The 12,078-nt window shown below is 72.2% G+C and carries 13 protein-coding genes; 7 read left to right on the top strand and 6 right to left on the bottom strand.

The genetic code is table 11. From position 1 onward, the window contains the following. Positions 1–35 precede the first annotated feature (35 nt). Positions 36–719: a pyridoxamine 5'-phosphate oxidase family protein gene (locus tag ACZ42A_RS37140; RefSeq protein ID WP_468531774.1), complete on the top strand. Its 684-nt coding sequence runs from the start codon at positions 36–38 to the stop codon at positions 717–719. 157 nt (positions 720–876) lie between these two features. Here ACZ42A_RS37140 and ACZ42A_RS37135 read toward each other — a convergent pair whose 3' ends face one another. Then, positions 877–1,881 carry an EamA family transporter gene (locus ACZ42A_RS37135; protein WP_468531773.1) on the bottom strand — a complete coding sequence of 335 codons (1,005 nt, stop codon included), beginning with the start codon at positions 1,879–1,881 and terminating at the stop codon, positions 877–879. Between the two features lie 165 nt (positions 1,882–2,046). Continuing rightward, positions 2,047–2,628, bottom strand: coding sequence for a peptidase (locus ACZ42A_RS37130; protein WP_468531772.1), 582 nt, complete (start codon positions 2,626–2,628; stop codon positions 2,047–2,049). Between the two features lie 198 nt (positions 2,629–2,826). Between ACZ42A_RS37130 and ACZ42A_RS37125 the strand changes: the two genes are divergently transcribed. After that, entirely contained in the window at positions 2,827–3,015 is a 189-nt protein-coding gene (locus ACZ42A_RS37125) for a hypothetical protein (protein WP_468531900.1), read from the top strand. Positions 3,016–3,131: 116 nt separating this feature from the next. Continuing rightward, positions 3,132–3,560 (top strand): type II toxin-antitoxin system Rv0910 family toxin, encoded by a 429-nt coding sequence (locus tag ACZ42A_RS37120; RefSeq protein ID WP_468531771.1) that lies wholly within the window; start codon positions 3,132–3,134, stop codon positions 3,558–3,560. Positions 3,561–3,635: 75 nt separating this feature from the next. Here the strand turns inward: ACZ42A_RS37120 and ACZ42A_RS37115 are convergent, their stop codons facing one another. Continuing rightward, the gene (locus tag ACZ42A_RS37115) at positions 3,636–4,271 is read right to left on the bottom strand and encodes a PadR family transcriptional regulator (RefSeq protein ID WP_468531770.1); all 636 of its coding nucleotides are present in this window, start codon (positions 4,269–4,271) and stop codon (positions 3,636–3,638) included. 169 nt (positions 4,272–4,440) lie between these two features. Between ACZ42A_RS37115 and ACZ42A_RS37110 the strand changes: the two genes are divergently transcribed. Together ACZ42A_RS37110 and ACZ42A_RS37105 are read left to right on the top strand one after the other, a co-directional pair. Further along, complete coding sequence (locus ACZ42A_RS37110) at positions 4,441–5,382, top strand: aminoglycoside phosphotransferase family protein (protein WP_468531769.1); 942 nt, start codon at positions 4,441–4,443, stop codon at positions 5,380–5,382. An 89-nt stretch (positions 5,383–5,471) separates the two neighbouring features. Next, positions 5,472–6,281 (top strand): PhzF family phenazine biosynthesis protein, encoded by an 810-nt coding sequence (locus ACZ42A_RS37105; RefSeq protein WP_468531768.1) that lies wholly within the window; start codon positions 5,472–5,474, stop codon positions 6,279–6,281. Between the two features lie 56 nt (positions 6,282–6,337). On the opposite strand, the gene ACZ42A_RS37100 is transcribed toward ACZ42A_RS37105, so the two are convergent. Together ACZ42A_RS37100 and ACZ42A_RS37095 are read right to left on the bottom strand one after the other, a co-directional pair. Then, positions 6,338–7,138, bottom strand: coding sequence for a CPBP family intramembrane glutamic endopeptidase (locus ACZ42A_RS37100; RefSeq protein ID WP_468531767.1), 801 nt, complete (start codon positions 7,136–7,138; stop codon positions 6,338–6,340). 147 nt (positions 7,139–7,285) lie between these two features. Then, positions 7,286–8,803: a glutamate-cysteine ligase family protein gene (locus tag ACZ42A_RS37095; RefSeq protein WP_468531766.1), complete on the bottom strand. Its 1,518-nt coding sequence runs from the start codon at positions 8,801–8,803 to the stop codon at positions 7,286–7,288. Positions 8,804–9,362: 559 nt separating this feature from the next. Here ACZ42A_RS37095 and ACZ42A_RS37090 point away from each other — a divergent pair. After that, positions 9,363–9,947, top strand: a complete 585-nt coding sequence (locus ACZ42A_RS37090) for a hypothetical protein (RefSeq protein ID WP_468531765.1) — start codon at positions 9,363–9,365, stop codon at positions 9,945–9,947. Between the two features lie 236 nt (positions 9,948–10,183). Beyond that, positions 10,184–10,390: a DUF5999 family protein gene (locus ACZ42A_RS37085; RefSeq protein ID WP_468531764.1), complete on the top strand. Its 207-nt coding sequence runs from the start codon at positions 10,184–10,186 to the stop codon at positions 10,388–10,390. Between the two features lie 94 nt (positions 10,391–10,484). On the opposite strand, the gene ACZ42A_RS37080 is transcribed toward ACZ42A_RS37085, so the two are convergent. Next, positions 10,485–12,029, bottom strand: a complete 1,545-nt coding sequence (locus ACZ42A_RS37080) for a glycoside hydrolase family 43 protein (RefSeq protein WP_468531763.1) — start codon at positions 12,027–12,029, stop codon at positions 10,485–10,487. Positions 12,030–12,078: the final 49 nt, after the last annotated feature.

Genomic DNA, 12,078 nt, shown 5'->3' with positions numbered 1-12,078 from the left:
AAAGCCAATTATGCACTAGTGCAATGGAGAGCGCCATGCAGGGGACCCAGCAGACGCCGTCGCTGCCCGCCGCCTACACCCCGACCGACCGCACCGTCCCCACGCGCTCCGCCGACCGCGCCTCGTACGACAGGGACCTGGTGCACGCAATACTCGACGAGGGCTACGTCTGCCACCTCGGCTTCGTCCGCGACGGCGCCCCGGTCGTGCTGCCGACGCTCTACGGCCGGGTCGGCGAGCGGCTGTACGTGCACGGCTCGACGGGTTCGCGCCCGCTGCGGATGACCGGCCAGACCGACCCGGGCCTGCCGGTCTGCCTCACGGTCACCCATGTCGACGCGCTGATCCTGGCCCGCTCGGCCTTCCACCACTCGATCAACTACCGCTCGGTGGTGGTGCACGGCCTGGCCTACGACGTCACCGACCCCGACGAGAAGCGCGAAGCCCTGGACGCGCTGGTGAACCACGTGGTGCCGGGCCGGGCGCAGGACTCCCGCCCCGCCAACAAGAAGGAACTCGCCGCCACGGCCGTGATCCGCCTCGATCTGAACGAGGTCTCCGCCAAGCTGCGCACCGGCGGAGTGAACGACGAGCCCGAGGACCTGACCCTCCCGCACTGGGCCGGCGTGGTCCCGCTGCGCAAGGGCTACGACACCCCCGTCGCCGACGCCGGTCTGGCCCCCGGCACACCGGTCCCGGACTACCTCGCGGCGCTCTGATCCCCCAACGGCAGGAACATCGGCCCCGGGCCGGTGAGCGGCCCCGCACCAGCGCGGCGTCCAGCTCACCGGCCCGCACCGCGGCCGGTCAGTCGGTCGCCGACCGTCTCCTGACCGGACAGGACCCGTCTCCTGACCGAACAGGACCGCTCTGCCGTCAGCCGGTTCCGCGGGCGGACAGCTCCCGGTCCTGGTGCCCGCCGCTCGCCACGGGCTCCCCCGCCGATTTCGCGGGCGTCGAGGACTGCGCGATGAACGCCCCCACCAGCACCACCGCACCGCCCGCCACCTGCGGGGCGGACAGGTGCTCGCCGAGCAGCACCCAGGCCAGCACGGTCGCGATGACCGCTTCGAGGCAGGCCACGACGCCCGCGACCTGCGGCGAGAGCCGGCGTACGGCCAGCACGCCGGTGCCGTAGGCGACGACCGTGGCGATGAGCACGATCCAGCCGAGCAGCAGCCAGGCCGCGACCGGGGTGCCGTCCATGGGCGCGGCGCCGGTGAGCACCGACCAGTCCATGCCCCAGGGGCGGGCGACGACGGTCAGCACCGCGGCGCCGACGAGCAGGCCGTAGGCGATCACGCCGAGCGGGTCGGGGGCGTCCTCGCCGGAGTCGCCGCCCTGGTCGGACAGGACGAAGTAGCCGACCTGGCAGCAGGCGGCGCCGAGCGCGAGCAGCAGGCCCAGCGCGTCGAAACCGAGCCCCGACCACACCTCGACGACACACGCGAGCCCGCCGACCGCGAGGACCACGCCCAGCGCGGCGGCCCGGGTCACCGGCCGCCGCTGCACGAACCGCACCCAGCCGAGGACGAGGGCGGGTGCCAGGTACTCGACGAGCAGCGCGACCCCGACGGGGATCCGGGAGATCGCGGCGAAGTAGCACGCCTGGACCCCGGCCACGGCGAGCAGTCCGAACCCGGCGAGCAGCGCGGGCCGGCGGCGCAGCAGCGCGCGGTGCCGCACGGCGAGCGGCAGCATCACCAGGGCTGCGCCGGCCACCCGCAGCCACACCACGTGCAGCGGGTCGAGGCCGGCCTCGATCAGCGGCTTGGCCGCCACTCCCGAGCCGCCGAAGGCGACGGCCGACGCGAGCGCGAGACCCAGCCCGAGACCCTTCCCGCGGCTGCCGTGACTGCTTTCAGACGTATGCACCGGCACATGATGGCAGGCGATGACATGAGCGTCATCCCCGATGACACCTGTCTCACCGGCTGGACCAGGCGGCCCCGCTGGACCTTCCGGTCGGCTGCCCCGGCCGCCCCGGCCGGACCCTCTTACCGGCTGGACCGGCCGCTCCGGCCGGACCTTCCCACCGGCTCGCCCTCAGAGCCCCGTCTCGCCTCCGGTGACGTACTCCTGCGACGGCTCCTCGAAGAGCCGGACGTCGAGCATCCGGCCGTCGATCCGCGCCCGCAGCTCCGTGACGTCGATCCCGGCCCGGCCGAGCACCTCGACCGCCCGTGCCTCGGGGTCCGCGACGATCCCCGCGAGCAGATCGGTCCCGCGGGCCCGGTCGCCGCCACGGCCCCGGGCCCGCCCGCAGGCGTACGACAGTGCCGCGGCGGCCACCGGCGACCACCCCTCGGCGCCGGGCACCACCGGGATGGCGCCGGAGTCCTCGACGGTCCCCTGCCAGCGCAGGCCGTAGCCGATGCTGCGCTGCACCAGGTACCCGAGCAGCCGGGCGAGCTGAGGTCCGCCGTCCAGGAGGGCACGCGCCTCGGGGTCGTACTCCAGCAGGGAGTGGAGGAGATGGGCGGTGTCGATCTGCCGGTCCCCGTCCCGCACGGCCCGTCGGCGGGCAGCGGCGAGCACCGACGCCAGCTCGGCACTGAGCCCGGCATCGCCGTCCACGCCGTGGGCGCCCTGGTCATGGCCCGACTGCCGGGGAATACGGGGTTGCACATCCCCTACCCCATCAGCCTCCGCTGAGCGGGGCATCCCCGGCAGGATGCATTTTTGCGTCCCACACAGAGCGGACACCCCCGGCCGGAATCTCCTCCTTACGGATGAGATCACGCCGTTCCCTCCCCAGGGGCGCGCGCCGCCTTGCCGTGCGCCTCGCGAGCAACCGTCGTGCCCCGCCGCACGTCCCACAAGGCGATGGAGAGCGGGTGCTGGCTGGTCGCCCTGCCGGCGGTCGACGGACGACAGTACGTGTACCGGGTGTACGCCCCGGAGGACGCACTGCCCGCCGACCTGTTCTGGGACGCCTGGCACTGCCACGACGAAGGGCCGTTCCCGCGCGCGTGGGATCAGTTCGACGCGGCGGTGATACGACGGGTGGGCTGAGATCAGCACTCCGGCCGCAAGGTACCGCAGATTTCTGACGGCCCGTCAGCCTTGAAGGTTGCGGGCTCCGCCGCTACGTTCCGCGACACCGAAGGCCGACACGAAGAGGTGGTCGTATGGCCGAAGTCAGCGCGGAGGCGAGCATCCCGGCCCCGGCCGAGAAGGTCTGGGCACAGCTCACGGACTGGTCCGCGTACGGGGAGTGGAACGCGACCCACACCGCGTTCCCGCAGGGCGGCCCCGCCAGCCTGGAGGTGGGGGCCACCTTCCAGGAGAACATGAAGCTCATGGGCTTCCCGGCCGAGGTCGAGTGGACCGTCGAGGAGCTGACGCCGGCCCGGGTGCTCGCCATCCGGGGCAAGGGCCCGATGGCCGTGACGGTGGCCACCCGCTACACCCTGACGCCCACCGGTGAGACCACGACGGTGCGCATCGACGGCGAGTTCACCGGCGCCGCGGTGTCCCTGATGGCGGGCAAGCTCAAGGACTCGGCGACGGCCGCGCTCAACGAGTCACTGCGCAAGCTGGGCGGACTGGTCGGCTGACGCGCACGGAGACGCGTACGCGAACCGGCACACGAAGGCGCCCCGCGAGAATTCCGCGGGGCGCCTTCAGCGGCCTCAGTCCTCGTCGGCGAGGATCAGATACAGCTTCTTACGGGCGTCGTTGATGACCCCCAGCGCCTTCTCGCGCTGCTCGGCGCTGCCGGTCTTCCAGACCTGACCGAAGGCCTCCATCAGACCGAAGCCGGCCTGGCGGATGTCGTTCAGCGCCTCCCAGTCGACGCCGCGCGAGGCCTCTTCCCAGGGGGCGTCGGGGCCTTCCTCGGCCGCCGTGCGGCCCGCCTCGGTCAGCGAGAACAGCTTCTTGCCGCCCTCGCTCTCACTGGAGATCAGCCCCTCGTCCTCCAGCAGCTGGAGGGTCGGGTACACCGAGCCGGGGCTCGGCTTCCACGCGCCGCCGCTGCGCTCGGCGATCTCCTGGATCATCTCGTAGCCGTGCATCGGCCGGTCCTTCAGCAAGGCCAGGATCGAGGCCCGTACATCACCCCGCCGTGCCCTGCCGCGCGGTCCGCCGCGCCCTCGCGGTCCCCAGGGGCCCGCTCCGAAGCCCGGTCCGCCGAAGCCGTGGCCACCCGGCCCGAAGGGACCGAAGGCGGCACGCCGACCCTCGAAACTCCCGCCGAAACCACCGAAACCACCCCGGCCGTGACCGCCGGGACCACCGTGTCCACGCTCGAATCCGTGGGTACGCATGACCATCACTCCATTCACTCGTTGATCTGTCGCGTATCGTTCGCGATGCCTCAACGATATATCGGAACAGCTCGCCCGACAAGACCCTTCCCGACGTGGACGTCTGATCCGCACGGAGTGTCGGGTGACAGGAAACAGGCGGGGCCACCGTCGGCTACCGTGACTCCGCATGACCCACACCGAGATCGAGATCACCGCGGAGCTGATCCGGGAACTGCTGCGCGACCAGCACCCGGACCTGGCCGGTCTCCCTCTGAAGCTCGGCGCGCGCGGCTGGGACAACCAGCTGTGGCGGCTCGGCGACGACCTCGCCGTCCGGCTGCCCTGGGCGACGCTGTCCGCGGATGCTCTGCTGCGCAAAGAGCACGAGTGGCTTCCCGCTCTCGCTCCGCGTCTCCCCTTGCCGGTCCCCGTTCCGCAGCGCCTCAGCGAGCCCTCCGAGCGGTTTCCGCGGCCGTGGATCGTCACCACCTGGGTGCCGGGAACGCCCGCCGACCGAGCCCCCGCCACGCGCGCCGCGGAGGCGGCCGACACCTTGGCCGCCTTCCTGACCGCTCTTCACCGACCCGCCCCCGAAGGGGCGCCGACCGGCCGCGACCGCGGGGGTCCGCTGGCCGACCGCGCCGAGGGGTTCGCCCGGGGATTGGCCTCGGCCACCGAACTGGGGCTGATCCCCGACCCGGACGCCGTCCGCGCGGTCTGGGAAGACGCCGTCGCCGCGCCCGACTGGACGGGGCCGGCACTGTGGCTTCACGGCGATCTGCATCCGGCCAACGTCCTCACCGCGGACGGCACCTTCTGCGGCGTGATCGACTTCGGCGACCTCTTCGCCGGCGATCCGGCCTGCGACCTCGCCGCCGCGTGGATACTGCTGCCGGACGGCGCCGTCGACCGCTTCCACGACGCCTATCAGCCGAGCCCGGACCCGGCGACCCTCCGCCGCGCGCGTGGCTGGGCGGTGCTGAAAGCCCTCGCCTGCCTCCACATTGGCGAGGCGGGCGTCCACGGCCGTCCCGGTGGCAAGCGCACCTGGGGCCCACCCGCCCAAGCCGCCCTGCGACGCCTCACCGCGACGATCCATCGCCCCGGTTCCCCAGCGCCGGAGAAGTGACCCGCCCGAAGGCCACCACCCGCGGATTCGGTCCAGGACTCGCGAATTGGCCTTGGCCTGCCGCTCCGCCGGACCCCTAACGTCGTCCCATGCGGATTCGAATCGTCGACGCCTTCACCGACCGTCCCTTCGCCGGCAACCCGGCCGGGGTCCTGCTCCTCGACGCCTTCCCGGACGACGCCTGGCTCCAGAACGTGGCCATGGAGGTCAACCACGCCGAGACGGCCTTCGCGCACCGCCTGCCCGAGGGCGGCGAGGCCGACTGGGCGCTGCGCTGGTTCACCCCCGTCGCCGAGGTCGCCATGTGCGGCCACGCCACCCTGGCCACCGCCCACGTCCTGCACACCACCGGCGCCCACGAGGGGCCCGTGCGCTTCGCCACCCGCAGCGGCGTCCTGATCGCGACGCCCCGCGAGGACGGCACGATCACCCTGGACTTCCCCACCGCCCCGCTCACCCCGGTCGAGGTCCCGGAGGGGGTCGCCGAGGCCCTGGGCGCGGAGCCGCGCGCGGCCTTCGACACCGGTCCGAACGTCGGCGACCTGCTGCTCGAACTCGCCGACGAGAAGACGGTCCACGCCCTGGCCCCGGACCACAAGGCGCTCGCCTCGTTCTCCCGACGCGGCATCATCGCGACCGCCCGCGCCGAGGACCCGGCGCGCGGCTACGACTTCGTCTCCCGCTGCTTCTTCCCCAACGTCGGCATCGACGAGGATCCGGTGACCGGCAGCGCCCACACCGCGCTCGCCCCGTTCTGGTCCGACCGCCTCGGCCGCCCCGCCCTGACCGGCCTCCAGGCCTCACGCCGCTCGGGCCGCGTCCACGTCGAACTGCGCGGCGACCGCACGCTGCTCAGCGGGCACGCGGTCACGGTGATCGAGGGCGAACTGCACGCCTGACGAAGCCAGGAGGGGCGTACGACTTGGCCGTACGCCCCTCTGTCAGCCCGCGTGTGTCAGGCGGTCGGCAGCCAGCCCACCTTGCCCGCCAGCAGCGCGTAGCCCACGAACGCGCCGATGTCGAGCAGCGAGTGCGCCACCACCAGGGGGCCCACCCGTCCCCAGCGCCGGTACAGGTGGACGAAGACGACGCCCATCACCAGGTTGCCGATGAAGCCGCCGATGCCCTGGTAGAGGTGGTACGAGCCGCGCAGCACCGAACTGGCCATCAGCGCGCTGCCGGGCGACCAGCCCAACTGGCCCAGCCGGCGCAGCAGATACCCGACGACGATGACCTCTTCGAGGACGGCGTTCTGCACCGCGGAGAGGATCAGCACCGGGTGCTTCCACCACACCTCGGGCAGCGCCTCCGGCACCACGGTCAGGTTGAAGCCGAGGCCCCGGGCGGCGAGGTAGAAGGCGATGCCGGTACTCCCGATCACCGCGGCGATCGCGGCGCCACGGCCCAGGTCGGGCCAGGGCCGGGTGCGGTCGAAGCCGAGGGTGCGCAGGCTCTGCCCCTCCCGCAGCAGGAAGTGCGCGACCAGGGCGACCGGAACCAGCGCCGTCGTGATGCCGAAGAGCTGCCAGGCGAGGTCGAGCCAGGGGCGGCCCGGCGCGGCCGAGGCATTGAGGGTGGCGGCCTGGTCCTTGAGCCCGCCCGGCCTGGTCACCGAGCCGATGAAACTGATCAGCGCGGACACTCCGCTGGCGCCGAGCGACAGCGCCAGGACCAGCACCGTCTCGTCCCGCAGCACCCGCCGCCCCGGCCGCTCCCCCGACGAGGCCCCAGCCACCGCACCCGCCTCGCCCTGCACCCTGCCTCCCGTTGCTCACCATCCGCCCCACGACGGATCCGGGACAGAGCTTACGAAGCCGGCGCCCTCCCCTACACCGACACCCTCACTCACTCCGCGGCAGCGGCGATCAACCGCGACGGAACGTTCGGGCAGCGGCGACGCCCCTCACCCCGCCGGCACCGGCTCAGGCAGCCCCACCGGCCACAGGTGCACCGGCTCGCCCGTCCACATGAGCTCCGCGTACCGCCGAGTCGTGGCGGCCAGCGCCGCATCCCGCGCCAGCCCCGCCTCCAGCGCCCGGTGAAACGTCGCGACCTGCCACGACGCCCCGTTCACCCGCCGCCGGCACCGTTCCTCGATCACCCCGAGGTACAGATCCCGGTCCGCCGGCTCGACCCCCCACGCGTCCAGCCCCATCTCGGCCAGCGGCAGCAGTTCGTCGCGTACGAGGCTCACCGCGTCGACCTCGGTGAGCCCGCCGTACCGCCCGCGCCGCGGCCAGCTGAACCGCGCCTCGATGCCGTACCGGCACGCCGCGTCGAAGTTGGCGGCCGCCACCTCGAACGGCAGCCTGCTCCACACCGGCCGCGTCTCCTCGGCCAGCGCGCGGACGAGTCCGTAGTAGAAGGCCGCGTTGGCGACGACGTCGGTCACGGTCGGCCCGGCCGGAAGCACCCGGTTCTCCACCCGCAGATGCGGAACCCCGTCGGCGATGCCGTACACCGGCCGGTTCCAGCGGTACACCGTGCCGTTGTGCAGTACCAGTTCGGCGAGCTTGGGCACCCCGCCCGCGTCCAGGACGGCCAGCGGCTCCTCGTCGTCGCAGATCGGCAGCAGCGCCGGGAAGTAGCGCAGGTTCTCCTCGAACAGCTCGTACGCCGAGGAGATCCACCGCTCCCCGAACCAGGTCCGCGGCCGCACTCCCTGCGCCTGTAGTTCGGGCGGGCGGGTGTCGGTGGACTGCTGGAACAGCGGCGGCCGGGACTCCCGCCAGAGCTCCCGGCCGAACAGGAAGGGCGAGTTGGCCCCGACGGCTATCTGCGCGGCCGACGCCGCCTGCGCCGCGTTCCACACATCGGCGAACCGGCCCGGTGTGACCTGCAGATGCAGCTGTACGGAGGTGCAGGCGGCCTCGGGCGCGATGGACCGCGCGGTGCAGACCAGGTGTTCCACGCCGTCGATGTCGAGCGTGAAGTCCTCCCCGCGCGCGGCCACGATCTGATCGTTGAGCAGCGTGTAACGGTCGACGTCGGACAGGTTGGAGGAGACCAGGTCGTCCCGCTCCAGCGTCGGCAGAATGCCGATCATCACGATTCCCGCGTCGACCTCCCCGGATTTCCGGTGAGCATATGCCAGAGCCGTACGGAGTTCCTCGGCCAGCCGATCGAATACCCGCCCGCCCAGCCGGTGTGGGGCGATGTTGACTTCCAGATTGAACATGGCGAGTTCTGTTTGGAAATCGCGGCTCGCGATCCTTTCGAGAACTTGACTGTTCAGCATTCTCGGCATGCCGTCGGCGCCCGCGAGATTCAGCTCGATCTCCAGGCCCATGAGATTCTTCGGCCGGTCGAACCGCTTCTCTTCCAGGAGTCGCTCCAACCCCTTCAGGCACTTCTGGAGCTTGTCGCGGTACCGCTGCCGATCGGACAGGTCGAACGCGCCTGCCACGACCTTCTCCCCCATCGAAGCGTCCCTCCTTCGGTGGGCGGGCCGGGCGGTCCGGCCGCCGGTGTCCGGGTCAGGGGGGATGATGCCCACCCGAAGCGATCCATAACGTGCCCGGCCGGCGCCTCGGACGGCTACTCTGGTCACACCGGACGGACTTGATCGACGGCACATTCCTCAGGCATGACGCCGGGCGCATTTTCCCCATGCTGCCCACTCGTGAAAAACGCCGACGAGAAACGGCCGACCGCATCCCGGGCATTTCCCGAGGTCAGCACCGTATGGTCGGCCGGGAATCGGGAGGATTCCCCGCGTATCGTCGGCGCCTCACCGGCTGAATGACTTCTTGCCGAAGTGCCCCGGAAGCGCTAGACGAAACACCGAGTGAACATGCGTCGTATAAACTCCGCGCACAAGGCAGAGAAGGCTGGCGCCCGGTCGCCGGAGCCCGCCGCCGACAGTCCACGGCAGCCCTCCCCACATCTCCCCGGCCCCGCCTCTCTGACCTCGTGAGCTGACAGCGCCGTCCGCCCAGCCCCCTCGCGCCACCGTGCCTGTCAATGAGAGGCGACCCACCATGCCGCTGCATGTCCCCCCGGCTCCCGCGCCCGCACTCCGCTCCGTCCTCACGGCACTCGGTTCCCCCACCGCCGTCCGCGAGGCCCGAACCCCTTCGCTGCTCACCGCCCAGGGCCCCGTCACCCCCGAGCTGCCGCTGCCGGTGCACGTCCTCGACAGCGTCACCGCCAAGGGCGTCCCCGCCACCCGGCTGGCCGGCTGGCGTTTCCTGATCCGCTCCGGCGACCGCGCCGTGGCGGCCGCCGAGACCATGCTCACCCCCGACGGCTGGGCGTTCTCGCACTTCTTCGAGGGGCCGTACATCCGGTCCACCGAGCAGGCGCTGCGCCAGGCCGAAACCCTGACCCAGTCCTACCAGCCACGGCTGCTGTCCGTGCCCGGCCTGTACATGCTCACGCTGTGGCTGCACGGCGACTGCACGGCGGACGGGGCCGTCGGCGGGCCCGCGGCGAGCGATCTGCTGGTCCCGCTGGCGCCGGCTCCGCCCGGTATCGCCGCCCACCGCCCGCACCGCGTCGCCGAGCTGCTCCCGGTGCTGACCCTCCGGGCGACCCCGACGCCCCTCCTGGGCTCGCCCGCCTGAACGGAGCACGACCGTTGGCCGCCCCCCGTTCGGACTAGCCCCTTCCGGCCACTCCGAACCACCCAAAGGGACAGTGCAGTTGGGATGAACCGTCCGCGCGGGTGATGCGTCATGAACCTGTGAGAAGCGGTGCTGCGAAATGCCTGCGGATTCACGCCCGTAGGGCAACACTGGGTTCCGACCGACACATCGCAACGGGGGCGGCCATGAACACGACAGAGCGAAAGATCCCTTCCATGTGCCAGCACCAGCCACCGTGCCCGACCGCCGACTCCGCCGACCGGGAATCCGCCCGTCTCGTGGCGCACCACCCGGAGCAGGGATGGAGCCTGCTGTGCAACGGGGTCGTCCTCTTCGAGGACACCGGTGAGCTCCTGCCGGACGGCCAGATCATCGCCCCGCACCGTCCTCTGGACACCAGCCAGGTGATGACGGCCGCCTGAGCACCACCGCAAAAACGCGCACCACCGTGCAAACGAGCACCACCGTACAAAGGGGCCGGCCCACGGACCGGCCCCGCTGCACGTCCGGCGCCGGTCAGCTCCCCGCCTCGTAGGCGAACCAGTCGAACGCCGCCCGCCCCTCGGTGACGTACATGCCGATCACCCGGCCGGTGAACCCCCCGGCGACCTCCGTGGACAGATACCGCCCGTCCAGCTCCGCCAGGCGTACGACCCCGTCCGGGCCCTCGACCGAGAAGGCGAGCGTGTCCGGCCCTCCGGCCCGGATGCCGACGGCCTCCTCTCCGGGCCGCACGGCCGTCGGCGGGCGGACGTCGGTCGTCCGGATGTCGACGGCGAGGGTGACCGGCCCCGAGGGCACCGGATGCTCGGCGAGGCGCTGGCGCACCGGCCCGATCCGGGCGATCACACTCACCGTCCCCTCCGCGACCTCGATGTCGTAGTGGTGGGCCTCGTCCATCCTGACCGACAGCCCGGCCCGTCCCGCCCCCGGGTCCAGCCGCGCGGATGCCCGGCAGTCGTGATGCTGCTGCCGCCGTCCGACGAAGGTGTGCCCCGGCCGGTCCAGGCTGTCCCCGGTCGCGGTCAACGTCAGCCACCCCGGCCGCTCGGTCAGCGACCAGGAGCCCTCGGGGCGGCGGTACGGGGAGATCCAGTACGGGGCGAGGGCCGCGCCGTCGAAGTCGTCCCGCGCCGGATCCGACTGGGGATGAGAGGCGTCCCGCGCCGGGTCCGCCGCCTCGGGATGCCAGGTCGCCGGTGCCGGCTGCCGCTCCCGCACCGGTCCGACCCGAGGCCAGCCGTCGACCCACTCCACCGGGGCCAGGAACGTCTCCCGCCCCAGGACGTGGAACTCCGGGAAGAAGCCGCGCGGCCGGGTGCCGAGGAGCACCATCCACCAGCTGCCGTCGGCCGCCTGCACCAGATCGGCGTGCCCGGTGCACTGGATCGGCTCGCGGCTGCCGCTGTGGGACAGGACAGGGTTGTGCGGCGCGGGTTCGTACGGGCCCAGCGGGGTGCGGGCGCGGGCGATGGAGACGGAGTGGCCGCGCCCGGTGCCGCCCTCGGCGACCAGCAGGTACCACCAGTCCCCGATCCGGTACAGATGCGGCCCCTCCGGGTCCCGCTTCCCCGAGCCGGACCACACCGGCACCGGCCCCTCCAGCACCTTCCCGGTGGCCGGCTCGATCCGGGCCACGCCGACCCCCGCCAGAGCGACCCAGCAGGTGCCGTCGTCGTCCCAGGCGAGGTCGGGGTCGATGCCGGGCAGGTCGATCCACACCGGGTCGGACCAGGGGCCCTCGGGCCGGTCGCTGGTGACGAGGAAGTTGCCCCCGCCTCCGACGTTGGTGGTGATGACGTGGAAACGTCCGTCGTGGTGGCGGATCGTCGGGGCGTAGATCCCGCCCGAGGCGGGCACCTCGTCCGGCAGCGGCAGCTGCCCCGGCCGGTCCAGGACGTTACCGATCCGGCGCCAGTGCACGAGGTCCCGGCTGTGGAAGACCGGTATGCCGGGGAAGTACTCGAAGCTGGAACAGACCAGGTAGTAGTCCTCGCCGACCCGGCACACGCTGGGGTCGGGATGGAAGCCGGCGAGGACGGGGTTGTCGTATGTCCGCATGCGTCACAGCCCTTCGTGAGTCATCCCGAGCCTGCGACGGCGCGGGCCC

It is taken from the genome of Streptomyces sp. NPDC030838, assembly GCF_055572035.1.
The sequence above is the reverse complement of the archived record's forward strand: the minus strand, read 5'-3'. Positions and strand labels throughout refer to the sequence as shown.